The 21,828-nt window shown below is 66.2% G+C and carries 17 protein-coding genes; 9 read left to right on the top strand and 8 right to left on the bottom strand.

All coding sequences use genetic code 11. From position 1 onward, the window contains the following. Positions 1 to 114 precede the first annotated feature (114 nt). Positions 115 to 1,314 (top strand): alpha/beta hydrolase family protein, encoded by a 1,200-nt coding sequence (locus tag IIE29_RS08065; RefSeq protein ID WP_209324731.1) that lies wholly within the window; start codon positions 115 to 117, stop codon positions 1,312 to 1,314. A 21-nt stretch (positions 1,315 to 1,335) separates the two neighbouring features. Here IIE29_RS08065 and IIE29_RS08070 read toward each other — a convergent pair whose 3' ends face one another. Together IIE29_RS08070 and IIE29_RS08075 are read right to left on the bottom strand one after the other, a co-directional pair. Continuing rightward, the gene (locus tag IIE29_RS08070; RefSeq protein WP_209324732.1) at positions 1,336 to 4,002 is read right to left on the bottom strand and encodes a penicillin acylase family protein; all 2,667 of its coding nucleotides are present in this window, start codon (positions 4,000 to 4,002) and stop codon (positions 1,336 to 1,338) included. 78 nt (positions 4,003 to 4,080) lie between these two features. Next, entirely contained in the window at positions 4,081 to 4,956 is an 876-nt protein-coding gene (locus IIE29_RS08075; RefSeq protein WP_209324733.1) for a DUF817 domain-containing protein, read from the bottom strand. Positions 4,957 to 5,064: 108 nt separating this feature from the next. Between IIE29_RS08075 and IIE29_RS08080 the strand changes: the two genes are divergently transcribed. Next, complete coding sequence (locus tag IIE29_RS08080) at positions 5,065 to 5,733, top strand: NAD(P)-dependent oxidoreductase (protein ID WP_209324734.1); 669 nt, start codon at positions 5,065 to 5,067, stop codon at positions 5,731 to 5,733. A 26-nt stretch (positions 5,734 to 5,759) separates the two neighbouring features. Here IIE29_RS08080 and IIE29_RS08085 read toward each other — a convergent pair whose 3' ends face one another. Next, a complete protein-coding gene (locus tag IIE29_RS08085) occupies positions 5,760 to 6,368 on the bottom strand; it encodes a dihydrofolate reductase family protein (protein ID WP_209324735.1) in 609 nt (202 codons plus the stop codon). Further along, positions 6,368 to 7,222: a L,D-transpeptidase family protein gene (locus IIE29_RS08090; protein ID WP_209324736.1), complete on the bottom strand. Its 855-nt coding sequence runs from the start codon at positions 7,220 to 7,222 to the stop codon at positions 6,368 to 6,370. Before IIE29_RS08090 ends, IIE29_RS08085 begins: the two co-directional genes overlap by 1 nt. Before the next feature lie 60 nt (positions 7,223 to 7,282). On the opposite strand from IIE29_RS08090, the gene IIE29_RS08095 reads away from it, so the two are divergent. The 4 genes from IIE29_RS08095 to IIE29_RS08110 all read left to right on the top strand — a co-directional run bounded on the left by IIE29_RS08095 (position 7,283) and on the right by IIE29_RS08110 (position 12,094). Next, positions 7,283 to 8,539: a DUF6636 domain-containing protein gene (locus IIE29_RS08095; RefSeq protein ID WP_209324737.1), complete on the top strand. Its 1,257-nt coding sequence runs from the start codon at positions 7,283 to 7,285 to the stop codon at positions 8,537 to 8,539. 202 nt (positions 8,540 to 8,741) lie between these two features. Then, positions 8,742 to 10,514: a 2-isopropylmalate synthase gene (leuA, locus tag IIE29_RS08100; RefSeq protein WP_209324738.1), complete on the top strand. Its 1,773-nt coding sequence runs from the start codon at positions 8,742 to 8,744 to the stop codon at positions 10,512 to 10,514. A gap of 78 nt (positions 10,515 to 10,592) precedes the next feature. Then, positions 10,593 to 11,321 carry a DNA repair protein RecO gene (gene recO / locus IIE29_RS08105; RefSeq protein WP_209324739.1) on the top strand — a complete coding sequence of 243 codons (729 nt, stop codon included), beginning with the start codon at positions 10,593 to 10,595 and terminating at the stop codon, positions 11,319 to 11,321. Beyond that, positions 11,318 to 12,094, top strand: a complete 777-nt coding sequence (locus IIE29_RS08110; protein ID WP_209324740.1) for an isoprenyl transferase — start codon at positions 11,318 to 11,320, stop codon at positions 12,092 to 12,094. Before recO ends, IIE29_RS08110 begins: the two co-directional genes overlap by 4 nt. 323 nt (positions 12,095 to 12,417) lie before the next feature. Here the strand turns inward: IIE29_RS08110 and IIE29_RS08115 are convergent, their stop codons facing one another. After that, positions 12,418 to 14,208 carry a DEAD/DEAH box helicase gene (locus tag IIE29_RS08115; protein ID WP_209324741.1) on the bottom strand — a complete coding sequence of 597 codons (1,791 nt, stop codon included), beginning with the start codon at positions 14,206 to 14,208 and terminating at the stop codon, positions 12,418 to 12,420. A 359-nt stretch (positions 14,209 to 14,567) separates the two neighbouring features. On the opposite strand from IIE29_RS08115, the gene IIE29_RS08120 reads away from it, so the two are divergent. After that, positions 14,568 to 15,953, top strand: coding sequence for a glycine--tRNA ligase (locus IIE29_RS08120; protein ID WP_209324921.1), 1,386 nt, complete (start codon positions 14,568 to 14,570; stop codon positions 15,951 to 15,953). Positions 15,954 to 16,148: 195 nt separating this feature from the next. Here the strand turns inward: IIE29_RS08120 and IIE29_RS08125 are convergent, their stop codons facing one another. After that, positions 16,149 to 17,540, bottom strand: coding sequence for an aspartate aminotransferase family protein (locus IIE29_RS08125; protein WP_209324742.1), 1,392 nt, complete (start codon positions 17,538 to 17,540; stop codon positions 16,149 to 16,151). Further along, complete coding sequence (locus tag IIE29_RS08130) at positions 17,537 to 18,022, bottom strand: Lrp/AsnC family transcriptional regulator (RefSeq protein ID WP_209324743.1); 486 nt, start codon at positions 18,020 to 18,022, stop codon at positions 17,537 to 17,539. The genes IIE29_RS08125 and IIE29_RS08130 overlap by 4 nt, the downstream gene beginning before the upstream one ends. A 371-nt stretch (positions 18,023 to 18,393) precedes the next feature. On the opposite strand from IIE29_RS08130, the gene IIE29_RS08135 reads away from it, so the two are divergent. Continuing rightward, positions 18,394 to 19,722, top strand: coding sequence for a M24 family metallopeptidase (locus tag IIE29_RS08135; protein WP_209324744.1), 1,329 nt, complete (start codon positions 18,394 to 18,396; stop codon positions 19,720 to 19,722). 101 nt (positions 19,723 to 19,823) lie between these two features. Here IIE29_RS08135 and IIE29_RS08140 read toward each other — a convergent pair whose 3' ends face one another. Beyond that, complete coding sequence (locus tag IIE29_RS08140; RefSeq protein WP_209324745.1) at positions 19,824 to 21,212, bottom strand: L-lactate permease; 1,389 nt, start codon at positions 21,210 to 21,212, stop codon at positions 19,824 to 19,826. Positions 21,213 to 21,273: 61 nt separating this feature from the next. Here IIE29_RS08140 and IIE29_RS08145 point away from each other — a divergent pair, with 61 nt between their 5' ends. Next, positions 21,274 to 21,822 (top strand): helix-turn-helix domain-containing protein, encoded by a 549-nt coding sequence (locus IIE29_RS08145; RefSeq protein ID WP_209324746.1) that lies wholly within the window; start codon positions 21,274 to 21,276, stop codon positions 21,820 to 21,822. Positions 21,823 to 21,828: the final 6 nt, after the last annotated feature.

The raw sequence follows: 21,828 nt of genomic DNA on the forward strand, positions 1-21,828 counted from the left end.
CATCTGTCGGGTGCGGGCGCGGGTCCGCGCGTGGATTCCGTCATCCCTCTGATGCGCACAACAGCGTTTGGCTCCTGCTCATTCCTTAGGCAACAATGAACACAGGAGGTTTTCATGGTCCGCGAGACGAAATTCCCTGCCCGTCTGCTGGTGGCCGCTGTGGGCGTCGGTGCCGGGCTCGGCGCGTTGATCTCGGTGGCGTCCTCGGGATTGGCCGCCTACTTCGCCCGGCGGATAGTGGTCCCGGAGAATGCGCCCGAGGAACTCGACATTCTGCACATCGACGGCTTTCCGCCGAATATGCGCATCCATCTGCCTGCCGATGAAGAGACGACGGTGCCCGGCATCTACGGCCTCTACTTCAACCAGGGGGCGGGCCATGCGGTGATCGGAGACATCGTCGAGTACGATCCGCGATCGCGCACGGTCTCCCGCGAGATCCGCTCCGTCACACGCGGAGACATCCGCCGGGCCTGGAGCGGTCGCTGGACCGGTGTGGTCTTCCCCGACCCGTTGGCTGCCGGAGTGAACTTCGACGACATCGAGATCCTCTCCGACGGCGGTGCTCTGCCCGCCTGGCTGCTGCCCACCGACCATCCCGAACCCCATGACACATGGGCGATCCTCATCCACGGTCGTGCGAGCACGCGGGCCGAAGGTCTGCGCGCGGCCCCTGTGCTCAACGCCCTGGGCGTGCCTGCGATCGCCATGTCCTATCGCAACGACGCCGAGGTGCGGGTCGAGACCAACTCCCGCTACGGGCTCGGGGACACCGAATGGATCGATGTCGATGCCGCCATCGACTACGCCGTGTCCCAGGGAGCGAAGAACGTCGTCCTCTTCGGCTGGTCCATGGGCGGGGCCATCGCCCTGCAGGCCGCCTCACGCGGCCGCAACCGTCGCCATGTCACCTCCCTCGTCCTCGACGGGCCCGTCGTCGACTGGGTGGACGTGCTCGACGGGCAGGCGAAGAAGAACCTGCTGCCGACCCCGATCGCCAAGCTCACTCTGGAGATGATCACCCAGCCGTGGGCGCGTCCGATCACCGGTCTGCAGACCCCGCTCGATCTCGATCGCATGGATTGGGTGACGCGGGCGGCCGAACTCGACGTTCCTGTGCTGCTCATCCACTCCGATGACGACGAGTTCGTGCCCTCCGGTCCCTCGCGGGCCCTGGCCTCGGTCCGACGGGACCTCGTGACCATGCCCGAATACGGCAAGGCACGCCACACGAAGGAGTGGAACGTCGACCCCGTGCGATGGGAAGACGATGTCGCGAACTTCCTCGAAGCGAAGATCCTGCCGAAGCCCTGACCGACGAAGCCCTGACCAGCATCAGGGCTCGAGCGTGAGCGTCTCCTCCGCCGCAGCCGCCACGGCCTGCCGGGAGTACGGCCAGGGGCGGTTGACGTTCGACGCCCAATCGTCCGTCTGATCGTCGTAGTGGGTGTGGAAGGCATGCCCCGAGGCGCCTGTGAGGTTGATCCAATTCGAGGCGTCGAAGTCAGACAGGTCGACGGTCTGCCGCATCGAGGGCACCCAGTTGGTCTCGTAGCCGGCCGAGGCGTCCCAGCCGGTGGCGTGAACGACCCCGGACCCTCCGGAGACTTCGTAGGGGCCGCGGTTGAACAGCTTCTCGATCGGGGTGATACCGGATTCGCCGAGGCTGGCGTTGCGGATCGTCAGCCTGTGCAGGATTCCCCACCGCCAGGTCACGGGTTCGGGGCCGAGCAGGTCCTCTGTCGTCGCCCACGCCGTCGACATCGCTCTGCGGAGCGCTTCGTCACGGCCATCGACGTCCTCGCCGGTCCACCACGATGAGTCCGGGTCCTCGAGGAGGTCGGAGAGCACGAGGTACCAGCGTGAGCCGCCGGTCGGCTCCACGCCCTCGGGCAGCTTCGGAGCGATCACCTGGTCGAGCAGGGTCTTGGTGAGCACGTTGAAATAGGCGGCTCCGGCGCTGCTCGCGGCGTCGTGGCCGTCCCACTCGGAGAGCATCTCCTGCGCCCGCGCGATATCGGGGTCGTCCCCGCCGTCGATCTTCAGCGCAGCGGGCACGAGCTTCGCGGCGAAGGGGTTGAGGTCATCGCCCTGGATGGCGGACATGTCCTTGGGAGTGAGCTTCCTGCCCTCACCCACCGCATCCTTGATGCGTTTGGTGATCCGTCTGGCCCGGTCACCGTAGTCGAAGTCATTGCTCAGCTGCACGGCTTCGCCGGGAGCGGCGACGGGGTTGTTCGCGGTCACGATCCAGCCGCGCTCGGGGTTGTACAGGCTCGGCAGCTCGTCGAAGTCGATCCAGCCCTGCCAGTCCTCGTCGGATCTCCATCCTCGGCGCGGCAGTGTTCCATCGGCTTCCCCGCGGCGGGGGATCGTCCCCGGCGCCTGGTAGCCGATATTGCCGGCGACGTCGGCGTAGATGAGGTTCTGCGAGGGGACGTCGAACATGGAGGCCGCGTGGCGGAACTCCTTCCAGTTCGTGGACTTGTTGATCGCGAAGATCGCCGAGGCGGTGGTGCCCGGACGCAGAGCGGTCCAGTCGAGGGCGATGCCGTAGTGCTCATCGGCGGGCCCGGACTTCGGATCCTCGGTGTCCGCGCCCGTGGAGGCATCGAGGACTTCGCGGTAGGAGTCCTCGAGCCTCGAGACCAGAGGACCGTTCCGCGTGGAGCGGATGGTGATCTCACGGGGGTCCTCGTTCGCGACCTTCACCGTCTCCTTGCGCGTTCGGACGGGTTCGTCACCGTCGTCGTGGACGACCTTCCCGTCGCGGATCCTCTCCACCACCAGGTCGGTGACATCGGCGCCGAGATTCGTCAGCCCCCAGGCGATCGACTGGTTGTGGCCGATGACGATGCCCGGCAGCCCGGAGAACGAGAAGCCGGTGACATCGAACGGGCACTCCTCGGTGACCTTCTTGCAGCGCAGTCCGACCTGATACCAGACCGAGGGCATCGTCGGCGACAGATGCGGGTCATTGGCCAGAAGCGGCGAACCGGTGCTCGTGTGCTCGCCGGAGATCACCCACGAATTCGACCCGATGTCGTCGCTGCTCATGCCCAGCAGCTGGGGGAGCGACGCGACCGTCGACTTGAGGTCGACGAGGCTGTCGGCCTGGCTCGGGACATCGGTGACCGTGCCACCCGCCTGTGCCTCCTCGCCTGCGGCCTCCTCATCGCCTTTCTCCTCGTCGCCCCTGCCGCTGCGCGTCTGCGGGGCCGAAGCACCGGCGATGCCGCCGAGGATCGTCGGGCGCGTGGCATAGGGGTATTCCGGGAAGAGGTCAGCGACCTGCTGCTCGTCGAGTTCGGAGGTCAGCAGTGCGCGGTCGATCTCGTCCTCGAGGTTCGACCGCAGGTCCCAGGCCATGGCCTTGAGCCAGGCGACGCTGTCGGCCGGTGTCCACTTCTCGATCTCGACCGAGCCGGCTTGGAGACCGAGGACGCCGTACTCGAGTGACACCTCTGTGGGGGATTTGTCCGCCAGGTAAGCGTTCACGCCGTCGGCATAGGCCTGATAGTAGCCCAGGCTCGTCTCGTCGAGCCTCTTCACCTCCTCCTCGGCGACCTTCCTCCACCCGAGCGTGCGGATGAAGGTGTCGGTGCCGAGCTGGGATTCGCCGAACAGCTCGGACAATCGGCCGGAGGTGACATGACGTCGGAAGTCCATCTCCCAGAACCGGTCCTGAGCATGGACGAAGCCCTGGGCGAGGAACAGGTCATGGGCGGTCTCGGCCTCGATGGTGGGAACACCCGACTCGTCGCGGTGGACGGTGACCGGGGCATCGAGACCGGGCAGCGAGATCTCGCCGTCGGTGGTGGGAAACGACCTGCGGACGATGAAGACGCCGATGAGAGTGAGGACGAGGGCGAGAGCGAGGACTCCGGCCAATACACGCAGGAGTATGCGTGCGCTCACGGACAGGTGAGAGCCGCTCGACGGGCGGAACACCTTGAGCAATGCGCTCGATTCTTTCTCATCCTGCGCATCGGGTGCCGCCATGAGTCTCCTTCGGCCGTCCAAAATCCTTCAGCTCACAGTATCAGTGTCGACCCCTGTGACCGGGGGTTTCCGCCGTTTTCACATCGGTGTCGGCGGCGATTCCAGGCGACCGTGCTCCGGGGGCCGGGGGCGATGGACGAAGGTGACGAGGACGACGGAGATCATCATCAGCAGGAACCAGGCCACGAGCTTCGTCAGCGGCACCGGGTGCCAGCCGTCGTCCTGGCTGGGATAGAGCCAGGCGCCTGCGGCGGTGCCGATGTTCTCGGCCAGCCAGATGAAGAAGGCCACGAGGACGAAGGCGACGAGCACAGGCATGCGCAGAGTCCTCCTGTGCACGCTGAAATGCATCCGGCAGCGGAAGAAGACGAGCACGGTGACGGCCACGAGCGGCAGACGCAGATCGAGGACGAAATGGTGGGTGAAGAAGTTGACGTAGATGGCGGCGGCGATGACCGCCGTCAGCCACCTCGGCGGATAATGCGTGAAGCGGAGGTCGAAGAGGCGATGGACGCGGACGAGGTACGAGCCGACCGCGGCGTACATGAATCCGGTGAACAGGGGCACGGCGCCGATGTGGAGCCAGCCTCCGGGAGCGTAGTTCCACGAACCGACCGCGGTCTTGAAGATCTCCATGCCCGTGCCCACGATATGGAAGACGATGATGACGATGAGCTCACGGCCGGTCTCGAGACGGGCGGCGAGCATGCCGATCTGGATGAGGACGGCGAGGACGACGAGCAGATCGTTGCGTGCCAGCCAGGCGTCGTCAGGATGGAACCAGGCGGTGAGGACGATGGCAGCGAGCATGAGGGCACCGAACAGGCACGCCCACGCCTGCTTGATTCCGAAGGCGAGGAATTCCTGCACGCCGGCGGGTACGCGGGGGAGGACGCGATCGGCGACGCCGTCGAGCACGGCTTCCAAACGGGTGAGTTCGCTGCGATCGGTCATGCGCTCCTTCGGCTCGCAGGGTGCTGAGGTCGACTCTAGCGTGTGACTCGCGAGCGCCGACGGCAGGCGGCCGGTGCACACACCCGGCCTCGGACCTAGACTCGACACATGCATATCCTCCTCTTCGGCGCCTCCGGCCATGTCGGAACGGGCCTGGCACGGCGGCTGGGCCGCGACCATCGCATCACCGGAATCGTGCGCAGGCCGCCCGAACCCGAGACCCCTTTCACACCCGTGGTGGTGCCCGACTGGGTGGACGAACCCGAGCAGGTCCTCGCGGCGCTCGCCGCCGCTGACCTCGATCAGGTCGACGCCGTCATCGCCGCCATCGGCGGGTGGTTCATCGACGAACCGGTGCTCGAGCGCGGACTGGCGAAGTTCGACGAGGACTACGCGGACTACCTGTGTGGACACTTCACCGCCTGCACGGTCTCCGAGCGCCTGGCCCAGACCGGTCCACGTGCCCAGTCAGGCTTGCGCCCGCTGGTCCATCTGGCCCTCAACGGCGTCGCCAGCGTCGAGGCGCTGTCCGGGTCCGGGGCGATCAGCGTGTTCGGGGCGGCGCAGAATATGCTCATTCGTGTCGCGGCCGCGGAATCGACGACGGCCGACTTCCATGAGCTGCGGATCATGGCACCCGTCGGCGGCGACGATCGCAATGACCTCAGCGGAGGAGTGGAGACGATCGCCCTCGCCGAGGTGGCCGCAGCGGTGGAATCGATCGTGCGCTCACCCGACCGCTTCGAAGTATGCACGGCCATCGGCGCGAACGACTGAGAACAGACGAGCGCCGAGACCGCGGATCAGCGCCCGGTCTCGGCTCGGCTCTGCGATGGACGAGTCTTGCGGTAGCGGAGGAAGACCTGATCGTCCTCGGCGCGCACGTCGAGGAGGTCGAGCTCGATCTCCGTCTGCAGCCGGGAGAAGTGGCTCGTGGCCGTGTGGATGTAACGCGGACTGATGCTCAGCTGCAGTTCGGCCGCGGGATAGCACTCGAGCAGCCGGAACGCGAGATGGGGGCCGGATTCGCAGACGATGTTCTCCTCACCGTCCGCCTCATCGGTGCGCGTGTCCAAGGAGGAGATCACCTCGGCGACGGTGTCCGGGGCGAACTGCCGGGCACGGTAGTCGACGCCGAGCTCAGCCAGCTGCCGGGAGAGCGGGAGGGGATCGGATTCGGTGAGCACATGCACGGGCGTGTGCTCGAGCGCCTTGCCAGGGGCATTGATGACGGGCAGCTGTGGATTGAGTGCTGTGCGGCGGTCGATGACGAGGGCCGCGGCACGGCGACGCAGAGCGACGAAGCGTCGGAAGTCAGTGTCGGTCGAGACCCCGGTCGACCAGCCGTCCTGGGCGAAGGAGCCGTTGATCGACTGCACGAGGGAGATGACGAGACGACGCAATGGGGGCATCACTCCTTCAGTTCGGATTCCGGACCCATAGCGATGCGCGGGTGGGCATCGGGGTCGATCGTGCGCAGGATCCACTTGAGATCGGACTCCTCGAGCGTCACACAGCCGTTGGTGCCCGAATCATGGTCGAGATGGAGCCAGATGCCGCCGCCCCTGTCCCAGCCCATCGGGCGGGTCCTGTCGGTGGGCGGTGTCCCCGGCTGCCGGTTGTAGTCGATGGCGATGATGTAGTCGAACACCGACTCGTAGTCCGCACCGTAGGCCACCGTCGCCGAGGAGGGCAGACGGTCGTCCTGAGTGTAGGGCAGCTCGGTGCCCGGATCGGGCTTGAAGCCGCCCGCGTCGCTGAGCGTGAAGACGCCGATGGGTGTCGTCCTGTCTCCTTCGTGCCGGTCCTTGAGCCACCCATTGCTGCCGTTGTGGGTGGAGAAGGTCTTCAGCTTCGTCCACTCCTCGTCCGCGAACTGATAGAAGCTCAGCGTCGACTCCTCCGATTCCGCATCGGGCGAGGTGGCGACGAGGACCTGGGAGGTCTCCTCCGGAATCTGCTCAGCATAGTCTTTCGCGAGCCCCGGAACCGGGACCGGGTGAGCCGGTCCCGCCGGCTCGGCGCTCGCCTCCGCAGGGGAGCCGTCACCGCCCGAGTCCGAGCCGTTCTGGGATCCGCTCGGCGAGGCCTGGGCCGGGGCGGCGACATCACCGATGCGCGTCTGCTGTGCGGGTGCGGCCAGGCTCGTGGAGTCGGCGCGGGCGGACCCATCGCCGCCGCCGGCATCGGTGCCACAGGCGGTCAGCGTCAGAGCGAGGACGACGAGCACGGGCAGGCCGGCGCGCCGGTGGACACCACTGGACATGAGGTCATCATCTCACGAAGCTTGAGAATTCCCGGGCAGCGACTATGCGAAAATGACTCCATGAGCATTCCACCTGTGCCGAACCATCCTCCGCGCCCCGGGCGCCGGAAGCCGGCCGAGGAGTCTCCGGAGTCGATCACAACCCAGTTGTTCATCGGCCAGGACGAATCCGCGGCCGCAGATGGCTCCACTCAAGCACTCACCCCCGAAGAGCTCCAGCGGCTGCGGTCGATGGTCGACTCCGACGGCACCGAGGCTACCGAGGTCCTCAGCCTCGAGGAGCTGCGAGAGCTGGCGGCGGCCGAAGGCCATGAGACAGGCGGTCTGCCGGCCGCGCCGCGGAAGGCGAACTCCGATGACATCGCGGCGGCCGAGGCCGCTTCGGAGCCCAAGCAGTGGAACCCGATGGGCGCCTCGGAGCAGGGCGCGGCAGATTCCGCCGGACCGCATCCGCACCAGGGCCAGTGGGGACCGGAATTCGGAGCCGCCGGGCAGACGGCGGCGACCGCATCGCCCCACTCCGGCCCGATGCAGTCACCGGCTGGGCCCGGAGCCCCCGGGCCGGCCCAGTCCCCGGCTCGTGCGCAGCAGTCCGCGGCCGGACCCCAGCAGAGCCCGGCGGCTCCGGCCCGCCCCGAGGCGGCTCCGACCGGATACGGCTATGCCGCGGCCTACGCCGCCCCTGCAGGTGCGGCGAGCTACGGGCCCGGCGGACCGGGAGGGCCCTCCGGCCCCGGGGGACAGGGAGGTCCGGGAGAACCCCACCGTCGGCAGCCCGAGACGAAGAAGGTCCCGCCATGGCTGTGGGTCCTCGCCGTCCTCGCTCTCGTACTCGCGCTCGGCATCGTCGGCTACATCGTCTGGGACTCCACCCAGGGCACCGATGAGACGGCGTCGGCACCAGGTCAGCCCTCCATCGGCCAGACCGACGATCCTGAGCCGTCGCCGTCTGAGAGTTCCGGACCGCCCGTGGCAGAGGAGGCCTTCACATCGCCGTCGGGCAACATCTCGTGCACAATCGACTCCGAACGCGCCCGCTGCGTGATCAAGGACTACGACTACTCGCCGCCGGAGAAGCCGGAGGACTGCCGACTCGACGACTGGGGCGCCGTCGTGGTGGCCAATGAGGAAGGCGCAGGGTTCTCCTGCGTCGAAGCCCCCGAGGCGGACGGCCCCGCCCGAGTGCTCGGGTACGGCGACTCGATCTCCGCAGCCGGAATGACCTGCACCTCCGCGAAAGACGGCATCACCTGCAAATCCGATGACTCGGGGGTCGGATTCAACGTCCGTCGGGCCTCGGTCGACTTCCTCAAGTGAGGGAGCACGGCCAGCCCGCGGCCGCCTCGGCGATCTTATGATGTGGACGGATGTGGGACAGGCGGAGGCAACCGGTCTACGGTGAAGACGTGGCACACAGGTTCCTCCTCCTTCCTTGCCGCGACGAGTCCTGAACGGACAGCACACTCGTCGCGGAGTCTTCCTATGCTGGTCAAGCGTACGAACTGAAGATAGAGGAACAATGAAACTGCAGAAGCCTTCTCCCATGCCGTTCGGCAAGTACAAGTCCTTCCAGGAGCGCATCGACCTCGACATGCGCGACCGCACCTGGCCGGATCAGACGATCCGCAAGGCTCCCCGTTGGCTGAGCACCGATCTGCGCGACGGCAACCAGGCCCTCATCGATCCGATGACCCCCGACCGCAAGCGCAAGATGTTCGATCTGCTCGTGCGGCTCGGATTCAAAGAGATCGAGGTCGGATTCCCCGCCGCCAGCCAGGTCGACTTCGATTTCGTCCGCGAGATCATCGAACAGGATGCGATCCCCGACGATGTGCGCATCTCCGTGCTCACCCAGGCCCGTGAGGACCTCATCGAACGCACCGTCGAATCCCTCGTCGGAGCCAAGAAGCCCACCGTCCATCTCTACAATGCGACCGCGCCGGTCTTCCGCAAGATCGTCTTCGGCTTCGACGGCGACGGCTTCGACCAGACTCGTGACATCGCCCTGCAGGGCACGCAGGCGGTGATGAAGCACGCGGAGACGCTGCTGTCCGATGCCGAGTTCGGCTACCAGTACTCGCCGGAGATCTTCGTCGACACCGAGCCCGAGTTCGCCCTCGACATCGTCGGATCGGTCCTCGACATGTGGCAGCCGGCCGCCGGACGCGAAACCGTCGTCAACCTGCCCGCCACCGTCGAACGCGGCACCCCGAACACCTATGCGGATCAGATCGAATGGTTCTGCCGCAACATCCCCTACCGCGACGAGGTGGCCGTCTCCCTGCACCCGCACAACGACCGGGGCACCGGGGTCGCCGCCGCCGAGCTCGGCATGATGGCCGGTGCCGACCGCATCGAAGGCTGCCTGTTCGGCAACGGAGAGCGCACCGGCAACCTCGATCTGGTCACCGTCGCCCTCAACCTCTACACCCAGGGCGTGGACCCCGAACTCGACTTCTCCGACATCGACGAGGTCATCCACACCGTGACCGAGTGCAATCAGATCGGCGTCCACGAACGCCACCCCTACGGCGGCGACCTCGTGTTCACCTCGTTCTCCGGATCGCACCAGGATGCGATCAACAAGGCCTTCGCCGACCGTGAGAAGAAGGCGAACGCGCAGGGCACGCCCGTGGACCTGATGGAATGGGACATGCCGTATCTGCCCGTGGACCCGAAGGATCTCGGCCGGTCCTACGAGGCGATCATCCGCGTCAACTCCCAGTCCGGCAAGGGCGGAGTGACCTACCTGCTCAAGAGCGAGTACGGCCTCGATCTGCCGCGCCGCATGCAGGTCGAATTCTCCCGCGCCGTGCAACAGCATACTGAGGGCGGCGGTGAGGTCACCTCCGAGGAGATCCGCCGCATCTTCAACTACGAATACCTGCCCAGCGAGGACGCGGACAAGGCCTGGGGCCGGTTCCAGATCGTCGGTCTGCGCACGGAGTCCGGTTCCGTCGACGGCTCCGCTCCGTCCGAACGTGTCGAGGTCGACCTCATCGTCGACGGTCAGGAGCGCAGCTACGAAGGCCACGGCAAGGGCCCGATCGATGCGCTCGTGAAGATCCTCATCGACAACTTCGACGTCGACGTCCGCCTCCAGGACTACACCGAGCACGCCATCGGCTCGGGTGCCGACACCATGGCCGCCGCCTATGTCGAACTCGCGGTCGAGGACCGTGTCGTCTGGGGAGCGGGGCTGCACCCGAACATCACGAAGGCCTCGCTCAAAGCCGTGGTCTCGGCCGTCAACCGGGCGGCCCGGGATCGCGAGCAGCAGCGCCAGGCCTGAGCCGGCAGGGCCGATCTCACAGCAGTAGGAGAGCGCGGCGGGGATGATTCCCCGCCGCGCTTGAGCGATAATGGACGGGTGCACAACTATCGTGATGAAGGCATCGTGCTCTCAGGGCACAAGCTCGGCGAAGCCGACCGCATCGTCACCGTGCTCACGCGCAGCCACGGGCTCATCCGTGCGGTCGCCAAGGGGGTGCGCCGAACGAAATCGCGCTTCGGCTCCCGCCTCGAACCGTTCATGCTCGTCGACCTGCAGTGCCATGTCGGCCGCAGCCTCGACATCGTCACCCAGGTCGAACTCGTCGAGCCCTTCGCCCGCGGGATCGCCACGGACTACGATGTCTATTCGGCCGCCTCGGTGATGGCCGAGACCGCGGCCCGCATCACCGAGGTCGAACCGACCTCGCGCACCCAATTCCTCCTCCTCGTCTCCGCCATCCGGTCCCTGTGCAGACGAGAACACCCGCCGAGGCTGGCCCTCGACGCCTACCTGCTGCGGGCGATGTCCGTGGCCGGATGGGCCCCGAGTCTGCTCGACTGCGCGCAGTGCGGACGGCCCGGCCCGCACCGCGCCTTCTCAGCCGCGCTCGGCGGAGCAGTGTGCACCCAATGCCGGCCCTCCGGCGCGGCGCTGCCGGACACTGATGCACTCGAGCACATGGCCGCGCTTCTGTCAGGGGACTGGGAGAGTGCCGAAGCCTCGGACCTGCACGATCAGATGGACGGTTCGAAGCTCGTCTCGGACTGGGTGTCCTGGCACCTCGAACGCAATATCCGATCACTGAGAGTTCTGGAGAGCACATGAGCTATCCCGCACCACCGGCCCATCCGAGCGGAGCGAGGCCTCCGCACATCGATGCGAAGTTCGTGCCTCGGCACGTCGCGATCGTCATGGACGGCAACGGTCGGTGGGCCAACCAGCGGGGGCTGCCGCGCACCGAGGGACACCGGGCCGGGGAGTCCTCTCTGCTCGACGTCATCCATGGCGCGATCGAAGTCGGCGTGGACTACCTGTCCGCCTATGCGTTCTCGACGGAGAACTGGAAGCGCTCACCCGAAGAGGTGCGCTTCCTCATGGGCTTCAACCGCGACGTCATCCGCCGTCGCCGCGACGAGCTCAACGCACTCGGTGTGCGCATCGTGTGGTCCGGCCGGCGCGGGCGTCTGTGGCGTTCCGTCATCGACGAACTCGAGACCGCGGCCGAGATGACGAAGCACAACACCGGCCTCGTCCTCCAATTCTGCGTCAACTACGGAGGACGCTCCGAGATCATCGACGCGGTCAACGAGGTCACCGCCGAGGTGGCCGCGGGCAGGCTCAAGGCCGGGAAGGTGAGCGAGAAGACACTGCGGTCGCGGCTCTACGCGCCCGGGGTGCCCGACGTCGACCTGTTCATGCGCTCGTCGGGGGAGCAGCGCACCTCGAACTTCCTGCTCTGGCAGTCCGCCTACGCCGAGATGGTGTTCCAGGACGTGCTGTGGCCCGATGTCGACCGGCGCACATTGTGGGCGGCAGTCGAGGAGTACGCTCGCCGCGACCGTCGCTTCGGCGGAGCCGTCGACACCCCTTCCGCCTGACGCGGCGGCAGGGATCACAGCCAGTGCCCACTATGCTGCGTTCCTTCCGAACCACATTTCGTACGTCACATCTGTCTGCGGACTGATGCCGGGGACGCGAAGTGATCGGCGGGTGCACCTTTTGTGGCTGACCGTGTACGAAATGTGAGTGCGCGGAGCGTTGGCGTTCTCCAGCGTGGGTGTCGGAGAGCAGCAGCCGCAAGACAGACTTATGACAAGGGCCCCGCAGCATCTCGCTGCGGGGCCCTCATCTGATTGTTCGCCTGATCGGTGTCACACCGTCCGCAAGGGGCCGGGGAAATCACGGCCGTGGCGCGGTCGGTTCAGTAGCGGTCGCGGGAGCGGTTTCCGCCGACCTTCTTCCCGCCTCGGCGATCCGAGCGGAAGTTGCGGCCGTCACCGGGCTGCTTGTCGAAGTTGCGCTTCTTGAACGGGCGTCCGGGACGACCGGAATCCGGGCGGATGTCGATGGGGCGTCCCTGGATCTCAGTGTGGGAGAGCTTGCGCAGCACCGCCGGGTCGAGGTCCTTCGGCAGGTCGACCAGCGTGTGGTTCGAGCGGATGTCGATGTGTCCGATCTGCTTCGACGTGATGCCGCCCTCGTTCGCGATCGCCCCGACCACTGCGCCCGGCTGCAGACGCTCATTGCGTCCCACGGCCAGACGGTAGGTCGTCATGTTCTCATCACGGGCACGTCCGCCACGGCCCGGACGGCCGCCGTCACGGCCGCCGTCGCGGTCCCGGGCGGGTCGGCGAGCGGGCTCGGGCATCGGCTCGGCCTTGAGCGTGTTCGACTCGAGCACGAGGGAAGCCAGTGCCGCGGCGATGTTCGATGCCGGCACGTCGCGGGAGAGCTCGTACTGCTCGATGACGTCGGTGAGTTCGGACAGTTCGGTCTGCGCGAGCACATCGTCGATGCGCTTCGTGAACTTGTCGACGCGAGTGTTCGTCAGCTCTTCGACGCTGGGCAGAGTCAGCGGTTCGACCTTCTGCTTCGTGGCGCGCTCGATCGAGCCGAGCATGCGCTGCTCGCGCGGAGTGACGAAGAGGATCGCCTCACCCGAGCGTCCGGCACGACCGGTGCGGCCGATGCGGTGGACGTAGGACTCGGTGTCGTGCGGGATGTCGTAGTTGACGACGAGCGTGATGCGCTCGACGTCGAGACCGCGGGCCGCCACATCGGTCGCGACGAGGATGTCGATCTTCGCCTCACGCAGCATGTCGATCGTGCGCTCACGGGCCTGCTGTGGGATGTCGCCGTTGATCGCGGCGGTCTTGAACCCGCGGGCACGCAGCTTCTCGGCCAGCTCCTCGGTGGCCTGCTTGGTGCGCACGAACATGATGATGCCTTCGTACTCCTCGACCTCGAGGATGCGGGTCAGCGCATCGAGCTTGTGCGAGTGCTGAACCATGAAGTAGCGCTGGCGGATGTTCGCACCGGTCTGCGACTTCGCAGCGATCCGGACTTCCTTCGGGTCGTCCAGGTACTTGCCGGTGATCCGGTGGATCGAGGACGGCATGGTGGCCGAGAACAGTGCCACCTGACGGTCGGGACCGACCTGGCTGAAGATCTCTTCGACGTCCTCGGCGAAGCCCATCTTGAGCATCTCGTCGGCCTCATCGAGGATGAGGTGCTTGAGGCTGCCGAGCTTGAGCGATCCCTTCTTGAGGTGATCGATGACGCGACCGGGGGTGCCGACGACGACCTGCGCACCACGGCGCAGACCGGCCAGCTGCGAGCCGTAGGCCTGACCGCCGTAGATCGGGAGCACGGAGAAGTCGGACAGCTCCGTGGCGTAGGAGGTGAACGCCTCGGCGACCTGGATCGCGAGTTCGCGAGTCGGGGTGAGTACGAGAGCGAACGGGCCGTCGTCGGCGCGCCCCGCCTCGGCGAGGTCGGACAGAGCCGGCAGGGCGAAAGCCGCGGTCTTGCCGGTTCCGGTCTGGGCGAGACCGATGACGTCTCGGCCCGACAGAAGGGTCGGGATCGTCTCGGCCTGGATGGGGGTGGGGATCTCGTAGCCCTGCGCCTCTACGGCCTTGAGCACGAGCGGGTGGAGTCCCAGTTCGGAGAATCTCGGAGTGGTTTCGTCGGTTGCGGACACATCGGTCATGAGTGATCTCTCTCACGTCGGCACACACTTGATCGCAGATGACTGTAGTGGCGATCTACCCTGCGGCCGCTTGTGCAATCATCGTGAGCAATCCGGGCCGAAACCGCAGCTGTCCAAGAACTCGCTTGGAAGGACGCGAACACGTCCGTACGGAGAAAGGTTTGGGTGTAGTCCAAGTCTACACGCCGCACCCGCACCGAGGCGGCCGCGGAGGGGGAGTGCGGGTGTGAGATCAGTCGCCTCCGCGCCGAGGCTGCCGCGGCGTGCCCGGCCGGTGCTGAACGGTCCCGCGTAACCGATAGGCTGGTACCCGCGAGCCACGGCAGCCGGCCGTCGGCGAACTACCCCAAGGAGAGAACATCGTGGCACAGTCCAAGTTGGATGCCGTCATCGCCCTGGCCAAGCGCAGAGGATTCGTCTTCCAAGCCGGAGAGATCTACGGCGGTTCCCGCTCGGCATGGGACTATGGGCCGTTGGGCGTCGAGCTCAAGGACAACATCAAGGCCCAGTGGTGGCAGACCTTCGTGCGCGGACGCGAAGACGTCGTCGGACTCGACTCCTCGATCATCCTGCCCAAGCGCGTCTGGGAGGCCTCGGGCCACGTCGAGACCTTCGTCGATCCCCTCGTCGAATGCCTCAACTGCCACAAGCGCCACCGTGAGGACCACCTCCTCGAGGCCTATGAGGCCAAGCATTCGAAGGCCCCTGCCAACGGCATGGCCGACATCGTCTGCCCCGACTGCGGAACGCGTGGGCAGTGGACCGAGCCGCAGGAGTTCTCCGGTCTCGTCAAGACGTTCCTCGGCCCCGTCGACTCCGAGACGGGACTGCATTACCTGCGTCCGGAGACCGCGCAGGGCATCTTCGTGAACTTCAACAATGTGCTCACCGCTTCCCGCAAGAAGCCGCCGTTCGGCATCGGACAGATCGGCAAGGCCTTCCGCAACGAGATCACCCCCGGCAACTTCATCTTCCGCACCCGCGAGTTCGAGCAGATGGAGATCGAGTACTTCGTCAGCCCCGACGAGGCAGACGGACACTACCGGCAGTGGGTCGAGGACTGCTGGAACTGGTTCCTCGACCTCGGCATCTCCGAGGACAACGTTCGCCGTCTTGACGTGCCCGCCGAGGATCGCGCTCACTACTCCTCGGGAACCATCGACATCGAGTACCGATTCGGCTTCCAGGGCTCGGAATGGGGCGAGCTCATGGGTGTGGCCAACCGCACCGACTACGATCTCGGAACGCACACGGAGGTCTCGGGGGCGAAGCTGCAGTACTTCGACCAGGCCAGCGGAGAGCGCTACACGCCGTACGTCATCGAGCCCTCCTTCGGCCTGACCCGTTCGATGATGGCGTTCCTCGTCGAGGCCTACACCGAGGATGAGGCTCCGAACACGAAGGGCGGCACCGACAAGCGCGTCCTGCTCAAGCTCGATCCACGGCTGGCCCCGGTCAAGGCCGCCGTGCTGCCGCTGAGCCGCAACGAGAAGCTGTCCCCGCAGGCCAAGGAGCTCGCGGCGACGCTGCGCAAGCGCTGGAACATCGACTTCGACGACGCCGGCGCCATCGGCCGCCGCTACCGCCGTCAGGACGAGATCGGCACCCCGCTGTGCATCACCGTCGACTTCGACACGCTCGATGATCGGGCGGTCACGATCCGCAAGCGCGATGACATGAGCCAGGAGCGCGTGAGCATCGACCAGGTCGAGAACTACCTGGCCGAGCATCTCGCCGGAGCCTGAGTCACCGGGCCCGGACAGCGGGGGCCACTCCACCGTCCGGGCCCTTCTCATCGGCCGGTTCAGCCGCGCGAAGGTCCGCTCGGGCCGAAACGCGAATGCCCGCCTGCCGAACCGTGCGTGTCCGGCTCGCAAACCGAAGGCGGCCCTGACTCCTCGTGAGGAATCAGGGCCGCCTTCAGTCGGTTCGAGGAAGGATCAGAGCTTCGTCCAGGCCTCGGTGAGGACGCCGCGGATGATCTGCTCCATCTCGTCGAACTCGCTCTGCCCCACGGTCAGGGGAGGCGAGAGCTGGATGACCGGGTCTCCACGATCATCGGCACGACAGTACAGACCGTTCTCGTACATCTTCGCGGACACGAAGTTCTTGAGGATCCGCTCGGACTCCTCTTCGGTGAACGACTCCTTGGTGTCCTTGTCCTTGACGAGTTCGATCCCGTAGAAGAATCCCTCGCCACGGACGTCGCCGACGATCGGCAGGTCCTTGAGCTTCTCGAGGGTGAACTTGAACGCGGCGGCGTTCTCGTGCACGTGATCGTTGAGCTTCTCGGACTCGAAGACGTCGAAGTTCGCCATCGCCGCGGCACAGGAGACGGGATGCCCGCCGAAGGTGTAGCCGTGGTAGAACGTCTCGTCCCCGCCGGAGCCGAAGGGCTCGAAGAGGCGATCCGAGGCGATCATCGCACCCAGCGGAGCATACCCGGAGGTGATGCCCTTGGCCGAGGTGATGATGTCGGGCACATAGCCGAAATCGTTGCAGGCGAACATATCCCCGACGCGGCCGTAGGCGCAGATGGTCTCGTCCGAGACCAGCAGCACATCGTACTCGTCGCAGATCTCGCGGACCCGGTCGAAGTACCCGGGAGGCGGCGGGAAGCAGCCGCCGGAGTTCTGCACGGGCTCGAGGAAGACGGCGGCAACGGAGTCGGCGCCTTCGAACTCGATGGCCTCGCCGATGCGGTCGGCGGCCCACCGGCCGAAGGCCTTCTCGTCGTGGGCGTAGGGCTCCGGTGCCCGGTAGAAGTTCGTGTTCGGCACCTTGTGGGCGCCGGGAACCAGCGGGGCGAACTGTTCGCGCAGACCCGGCAGGGAGGTCACCGACAGGGCACCGTGAGGCGTGCCGTGGTAGGCGGTGGCACGCGAGATGATCTTGTGCTTGCCCGGCTTGCCGACGAGCTTGAAGTAGTTCTTCGCCAGCTTCATCGCCGACTCGACGGAGTCACCGCCGCCGGAAGTGAGGAAGACCCGGTTGAGATCGCCCGGCGCATAGTTGGCCAGACGCTCTGAGAGCTCGATCGCCTGCGGATGGGTGTACGACCACAGCGGCATGAACGGAAGCTGCAGGGTCTGGTCGTACATCGCCTTCGCGATCTCCTCGCGACCATGTCCCACCTGAACGGTGAACAGACCGGCGAGGCCGTCGATGTACTTCTTGCCCTTGTCGTCGAAGATGTGGTGACCCTCACCGCGGACGATGACCGGCGCCTCACCACCGTTGAACAGTGACTGGTGTGGTGACATGTGCATCCACACGTTGTTGCGGATGGCATCCTGATAAGGAGTGCCAGCCCTGGTGACATTTTCTGTCATCGCGTCCCCCAATTGTATTTCTGCTTTTCCAGTGAGAGGTACATGAAGAGCTCCGTATCCACGACGGCATCGATCGACCGGAGCTCCTCATTGACGAACTCGATCAGATGCCGGTCCGATTCGCAGACGATCTCGACCAGCAGGTCGAACGAACCAGCAGTGACGACGAGATAATCGATCTCGTCGTAGTCGTGGAGCCGTTCGGCCACCTCGGAGATGTCCCCGCGAACCTTCAGCCCCACCATCGCCTGTCGGGCGAAGCCCAAGCTCAAGGGGTCGGTTACGGCGACGATCTCCATCACGCCGGAATCGATTAGCCTCGAGACTCGCTGACGCACAGCGGCCTCGGACAGACCTACGGACTTGCCGATGGCCGAATACGATTTCCGCCCGTCGTGCTGCAGCTCGACGATGATCGCTTTGGACTTCTCGTCGAGGTTGCCCAGGCGGGAGCCGTTGCCGTCCGGCAGGAACCGGTCCATTCTTCACCTCCGTGATGTGCGTCTCAGGCCAATCTATCATCGATTCTATCGATTTGCGCAGTCCCTCTTGCGGAATCAGTCGAAAGTCGAAAAAGTTCATTCTGGATTCGTCAGAAACGGTCGAGAGGACAGGCGGGGTGAAGTGCGCGCCCCTGTGCGAGGCGACGGCGAGCGGACACGCGTACCGGAACCATGCGGGGAGGCGCTCCCGGAACCATGCGGTGAGCCGCTCCCGCAGTCATATGCAGAGCCCCTTCAGAGGCGATGCGGAGAGCCCCTCCGACAGCCGCTCGGATCGGCGAGCTGATGGGCGACAACACGCGTGTCGTCAGTGATTGACAGCATGTGAGGGGGCTCACCACACTGTAGTCATGAATGAGGGCGAGCTTTTCTATTCCGGCGAAGACAACAGGCCGGATGTGCACGGGATGCGACCCGGCGCAGAGCAGGGTCGTGCGAGCCAGGAGGTCAGAGCTCGTCCGCAGCCGATTCCCGGTGAGGTCGACACGATCGGCGCCAGGGACCTGTCGTTCGGCCCCGAGGAGTACCTGGGTCGGATCGCCTCGGTGCGCAACCGCATGGTCGACCAGGGCCTCGCCGCTCTCATCGTCACCGACCCGGCCAACATCTACTATCTCACCGGCTACAATGCCTGGTCCTTCTACACCCCGCAGCTGCTCTTCGTCCCGTCTTCGGGTCCGATGACGCTGTTCATGCGCGATATGGACGCTCGCGGGGCCTCCCACACTTCCTGGCTGCCCCCGGAGGACATCGTCGGCTATCCCGAGCGCTATGTGCAGCGTCCGCACATCCATCCCTTCGACTGGGTCGCCTTCGCGCTGCGCCAGCGCTGGGAGGTCGCCCGGGCCTCGTCCTCGCCGGTCGGGGTCGAGATGGACTCGCACTTCTTCTCTCCGCGCGCCTTCCGCGCCCTGGTCAACGGCGTGCCCGAGTGGCGACTGGTCGACTCCTTCGAGCTGGTCAACTGGATTCGTGCGGTCAAGTCCCCGGCCGAGATCGCACTCATGCGTCAGGCTGCCGAGGTGACGACCGCGGCCATGGACGCGGCCCTGGGCACCATCGGGGTGGGCGTGGGCCAGCCCGAGGTGGCCGCTGCGATCTCAGAAGCCCAGATCCGCGGTGGCAACGGAGTCTGGGGCGACTACCCGGCGATCGTGCCGATGATGCCGACGGGGGAGAGTGCGGACACTCCGCATCTGACCTGGACCGATCGGAAGTTCGTCACCGATGAGTCGGTGAGCATCGAGCTCGCCGGCGTCCACCGCCGCTATCACGTTCCCCTGGCCCGGACCGCGGTCACGGGCAAGCCGAGACAGGAGCTCGTCCGCCTCGAAGGCGTCGTCGCCGAGGCTCTGTCCGCGGTCCTCGACGTCGCCGAGCCCGAGGTGCCCACGGCCGAACTCGCGCGAACCTGGAACCGGGTGCTGGCGCTGTCCGGGCTGGAGAAGCCGAGCCGGCTGGGCTATTCGATCGGAATCGGCTACCCGCCGGACTGGGGTGAGCGCACGATCTCGATCCGCACCGAGGACGACCAGATCCTCGAATCCGGGATGACGTTTCACCTCATCGGCGGCATGTGGATGAACGGCTACGGAATCGAGCTCTCCGAATCGATCCTCATCACCGACACCGGCTGTGACACCTTCACGGACTTCCCCCGCGAGATCATCCGAGTCTGAGCGGCATCCCATACGTCCCCGAGGGGTCGAGACCCAGGAGACGGTGGGTCCGTCGAGAAGACGAATCTCGGGGCAGGTCGGCCGGTCGGTGCGCCTCGGGGTCACACGAAGAATTGGATCCACAGTCCCATGACGAGGGCGTTGATCCCGGACACCGTCAGCGCCCGGCCCTGCACCCAGGCGATGTCCCGCGCCGAGGCGGGAGCTCGGGCATCGGCCATCTGCACGGCCATGGCCACTCGCGGCGGTGCGGCCAGGGCGGCCAGCGATCCGGCCGCGTTGCCGGCCGCGACGACTGGGAGCGCGGCCACGTGCGAAGAGGACGCGACTGCGGTCAGGGTGCCTGTGAACATCGAGTTCGCGCCGGTGTTCGAGCCGGTCAGGACGGCTCCGACGGCATTGAGCCAGGGGGTGAGGAGGACGAGGCCGGCCGGCAGCATTGCGCCGATCGCCTCGCTCATTCCGGTCGTCGTCATGATCCAGCCCATGAGCATGAACGCGGCTGTGCCCACACCGATGGGGACCCAGGACCTCGCCGCCGCGAAGGACACCCTGCGTCGGTCATCGACGGTGACCGCGGCGATGAGGCAGGCGGCCGCGAGCCAGAACGGGGGAGAGGCGATGATCTCAGTCAGCAGCGAGGGCAGCGCCGAATGCAGGGCCCTGGCCAGCAGCAGTCCGATGGTCAGCGCGCCATAGGGCAGAACCGCGGTTCCCAGTCGCGCGGTGAACCCGGTGCTGCGTTTGCGGACGATGAACAGTCCGCCGACGACGAGGATGACGATGAGCGAGCCGATGATCCCCGCCGGAGCCATCCCGATGACGCAGCTGGCAGCGAGGATCCCCGACCACATCAGTCCGGCGGAGCCGATCGTGCCCAGCGCCGAGGTGAACCCCGGGCGCATGATCGCAATGACGGCGATGGTGACGATGACGACCGGGATCGCGTTGAGCCAGGCGGTGGACAGGCCGAGTTCGTCGACGTCGAACCCGGCCAGAGCCGCCGCCACCGTGGTGCCCGGGCCCAGAGCTCCCCACGGCACAGCGATGAGGCCGAGCAGGCCGAGGATCGCCGACTGCCGAAGTGTGCATCCGAGGTGGCGCAGGATCGGCACCCCGATGGTCACGCCGATGCCGAAGCCCGTGACGGATTCCGCGAACGGCACGATGCCGAACACGACGAGAGCGACTCCGAGCGGCCGGCTCGGGGACAGGGACTCGACCCAGGCGGAGATCTCGGACATGGAGCCGGCGGATTCGAGCAGTCTGGCGAGCACCATGCCGAAGAGCAGGATGAGTGCGACCTCGAGGATGAGGGGGAAGTAGTCGACGCCGGATTCCACCAGCACCGAGGTGGGGGTGGGGAAGGCGAGGGCAACGACGGCGGCAGCGACGACGGCGCCGGCCAGGGCCGCGATCCATGAGCTCTGTTTGAGCAGGAGCAAGACAATGGCGATGAGGATCGGGGTGAGAGCCAGCACGGCCGCCATATCCAATGAATTCCTTTGAGAGATCTGATTCTACTATTCAAGAATAGACTATGATGCGAGAATGGCGAAGGAAGAAGACCTCGGGGCCCGCGTCTTCGGAGCCCGCATCCGGGCGCGGCGGAAGTTCAACGACCTCACCCTCAACGAGCTCGCCGTCCGGGCGGGCCTGTCGCGTGCCGCGCTGTCGAAGATCGAACGCGGCGAGCAGGACACCTCGGTCTCGAACGCCATGGGACTCTCACGTGCCCTCGGCGTCGACGTCGGCGAGCTGCTCGCCGCCCCCGAGGTGACGATCACCCGCACCGAGGCGATCCCGACGTCGACGAACTTCGGCGAGGGGGTGTCCCGTCGCGACCTGCCCTCGGCGATCGAGAACATGGACGTCGTCCACTACCGACTCGATCCGCACAGCGAGACCTCCGCCTTCGCCGCACATCGCAGCGGATCCCGAGAGAGCTTCTTCGTCCTGTCCGGAAGCATCGAGATCGTCACGATCGACCGGCGCACGACGCTGCATGCCGGCGACTGCGCACAAGCGCCCGGAGACGTGCCGCATCAGCTGTCCAATCCCCATGACGAACCGGCCGAACTCATGCTCATCATCGTCTGAGGTCCG

Source organism: Brevibacterium renqingii, from assembly GCF_017808095.1.
Classification (GTDB): Bacteria; Actinomycetota; Actinomycetes; order Actinomycetales; family Brevibacteriaceae; genus Brevibacterium; species Brevibacterium renqingii.

Bases quoted from the DNA above. Each gene is read 5' to 3' on its own strand.
- IIE29_RS08065 (WP_209324731.1), top strand. From the start codon at position 115: ATGGTCCGCGAGACGAAATTCCCTGCCCGTCTGCTGGTGGCCGCTGTG.
- IIE29_RS08070 (WP_209324732.1), bottom strand. From the start codon at position 4,002: ATGGCGGCACCCGATGCGCAGGATGAGAAAGAATCGAGCGCATTGCTC.
- IIE29_RS08075 (WP_209324733.1), bottom strand. From the start codon at position 4,956: ATGACCGATCGCAGCGAACTCACCCGTTTGGAAGCCGTGCTCGACGGC.
- IIE29_RS08080 (WP_209324734.1), top strand. From the start codon at position 5,065: ATGCATATCCTCCTCTTCGGCGCCTCCGGCCATGTCGGAACGGGCCTG.
- IIE29_RS08085 (WP_209324735.1), bottom strand. From the start codon at position 6,368: ATGCCCCCATTGCGTCGTCTCGTCATCTCCCTCGTGCAGTCGATCAAC.
- IIE29_RS08090 (WP_209324736.1), bottom strand. From the start codon at position 7,222: ATGTCCAGTGGTGTCCACCGGCGCGCCGGCCTGCCCGTGCTCGTCGTC.
- IIE29_RS08095 (WP_209324737.1), top strand. From the start codon at position 7,283: ATGAGCATTCCACCTGTGCCGAACCATCCTCCGCGCCCCGGGCGCCGG.
- leuA (WP_209324738.1), top strand. From the start codon at position 8,742: ATGAAACTGCAGAAGCCTTCTCCCATGCCGTTCGGCAAGTACAAGTCC.
- IIE29_RS08110 (WP_209324740.1), top strand. From the start codon at position 11,318: ATGAGCTATCCCGCACCACCGGCCCATCCGAGCGGAGCGAGGCCTCCG.
- IIE29_RS08115 (WP_209324741.1), bottom strand. From the start codon at position 14,208: ATGACCGATGTGTCCGCAACCGACGAAACCACTCCGAGATTCTCCGAA.
- IIE29_RS08125 (WP_209324742.1), bottom strand. From the start codon at position 17,540: ATGACAGAAAATGTCACCAGGGCTGGCACTCCTTATCAGGATGCCATC.
- IIE29_RS08130 (WP_209324743.1), bottom strand. From the start codon at position 18,022: ATGGACCGGTTCCTGCCGGACGGCAACGGCTCCCGCCTGGGCAACCTC.
- IIE29_RS08135 (WP_209324744.1), top strand. From the start codon at position 18,394: ATGAATGAGGGCGAGCTTTTCTATTCCGGCGAAGACAACAGGCCGGAT.
- IIE29_RS08140 (WP_209324745.1), bottom strand. From the start codon at position 21,212: ATGGCGGCCGTGCTGGCTCTCACCCCGATCCTCATCGCCATTGTCTTG.
- IIE29_RS08145 (WP_209324746.1), top strand. From the start codon at position 21,274: ATGGCGAAGGAAGAAGACCTCGGGGCCCGCGTCTTCGGAGCCCGCATC.